The sequence below is a fragment of the Haloferax sp. s1 genome, assembly GCF_058382125.1.
Genome location: NZ_JBZRPK010000643.1, coordinates 9555 through 11444, shown reverse-complemented (window position 1 = coordinate 11444; position 1890 = coordinate 9555). Strand labels below are relative to the sequence as shown.

Annotated in this window: 2 protein-coding genes and 1 pseudogene; all 3 read right to left on the bottom strand. The window is 62.3% G+C overall.

Annotated features, from left to right (window positions below; translation table 11 throughout):
• A pseudogene (locus QT222_RS14505) lies at positions 1–235 on the bottom strand (peptide ABC transporter ATP-binding protein); the annotation flags it as partial.
• Positions 232–1383 carry an ABC transporter ATP-binding protein gene (locus tag QT222_RS14500; protein ID WP_491477573.1) on the bottom strand — a complete coding sequence of 384 codons (1152 nt, stop codon included), beginning with the start codon at positions 1381–1383 and terminating at the stop codon, positions 232–234. The gene QT222_RS14500 and the pseudogene QT222_RS14505, both read right to left, overlap by 4 nt.
• The coding region (locus QT222_RS14495) for an ABC transporter permease (protein WP_491477572.1) at positions 1383–1890 on the bottom strand (508 nt) is incomplete at its 5' end. The genes QT222_RS14500 and QT222_RS14495, both read right to left, overlap by 1 nt.

Sequence of the window (1890 nt, the reverse complement as noted above, 5' to 3'; positions counted from 1 at the left end):
TTCCGAGCGAGGACTTGCCACAGCCGGATTCGCCGCCGATGGCGTACGTCTCGCAGGGGTAGATGCCGAAGGAACCGCCGTCGACGGCTTTGACCGAGGATGCGGACCGTCGGCGCAGTCCCGAACTGACGGGGTAGTATTTCTTGAGATTCTGAATCGAGCCGAGCGGACTCCGGGTCGACTCGCTAGCGTGGTTCGTTACTCTGTCCGCACTCGTCTGTGATTCTTGGCTCATTGGTCACCTCCTGTTTCGCGCGTGCCAGTTCCACTACTCGCACTACCGACTCCAGCCTTGGCTGACGGCGGCCGTTCTTCGGACCGGTAGGTCGCGTCGCTTGTCGCCATCGCCATGGCGTCGTCCATGGACATCCCATCCTCGTAGAGGTGACAGCCGACGCTCCGCGACTCGCCGACTGCGTGGGCTTCGACGGGTTCGGAATCGCATGTTCCCGCTATCGCGGCCGGACAGCGCGGGTGGAACCGACACCCTCGCGGTGGGTTCGTATAGTCCGGAATCTGGCCGTCGATGCCGTCTCCTTCGAAGCCGGTGAGCTTCGGAATACTGTCCAGCAGTCCTCGCGTGTACGGATGCAGCGGGGCATCGAAGATTTCGTCGGTCGACCCGACCTCGACGATTTCGCCCGCGTACATGATGCAGATTTTGTCCGCAATCTCGCGTGCGACGCCGAGGTTGTGCGTGATGTACAGCATCGACAGATTCCGGTCTGTCACGTGCTCGCGGAGCAAGTCCAGAATCTGGTTCTGGACGGTCACGTCGAGCGCGGTCGTTGGCTCGTCGGCGAGCAGGAACGTCGGTTCGTTGATGAGCGCCATCGCGATGATGACGCGCTGGCGCATCCCGCCGGAGAGTTGGACGGGATATTTGTCCAGCGCCCCTTCCGGGTCGGGAAGGTGCATCCGTTCGAGGAGTTCTATCGACCGCTCTCGTATCGACTCGCGCTCCTCGCGGCGGCCGAGAAGGTTCTTCAGCACGTCGAACCAGCTCACGTCGGCGTTGCCGCTGTAGGTGGCGACGTCGGCCATCATCGACCCGACGGTGTAGACCGGCGAAAGATACGTCATCGGGTCCTGGAATATCATGCTCATCTCCTCGCCTTTGACCCGGTCGTGCTCGGCGCGGTTTGCGAGGAGGTCGGTGCCGCGGTACCGAATGTTCCCACTTGTTATCTTGCCGGGGGGCCGCGGGAGCGTTCCCATGATAGACTTCGCCGTCACGCTTTTTCCACACCCAGTCTCGCCGACGAGGGCGACCGTCTCTCCCTCCTCGATGGTGAGGTCGACATCGTTGAGGACGCGGTGGGTTCCCTCGTAGCTCTCGAACTCGACCGAGAGGTCGGAGACTTCGAGCAGCGGGTTCGTCATCACTGCACCTCCACGTCGAACATGTCTCGAAGCCCGTCTCCGAGGAAGTTGAACCCGAGAACCGTCAGGAAAATCGCCAGTCCTGGGAACGTCGAGAACCACCACTGCGCAGGTAGGTAGTTTCGTCCCTGACTGACCATCGTCCCCCACTCGGGCGTGGGTGGTTGCGCGCCGAGACCGAGGAATCCCAGTGCCGACGCGACGAGGATGGCGTATCCCATGTCGAGGCTAATCTTGACCGTAATCGGTGCCAGCACGTTCGGGAGAATCTCGCAGAAGATGGTTCGCGGCGTCGACGCGCCGATACCGCGACTCGCCTCGACGAACGTCTCTTTTTTCACCGAGAGGACTTCACCGTAGGTGAGGCGGGCATACCAGGGCCACCACACCGCAGCGATGGCGAGCATCGAGTTCGTCAAACTCGGCTCTAACGCGACGCCCACCCCGAGTGCGAGCACCAACGGTGGGGCCGAGAGGAACACGGCCGGCACGCGCATCAGGGACAAC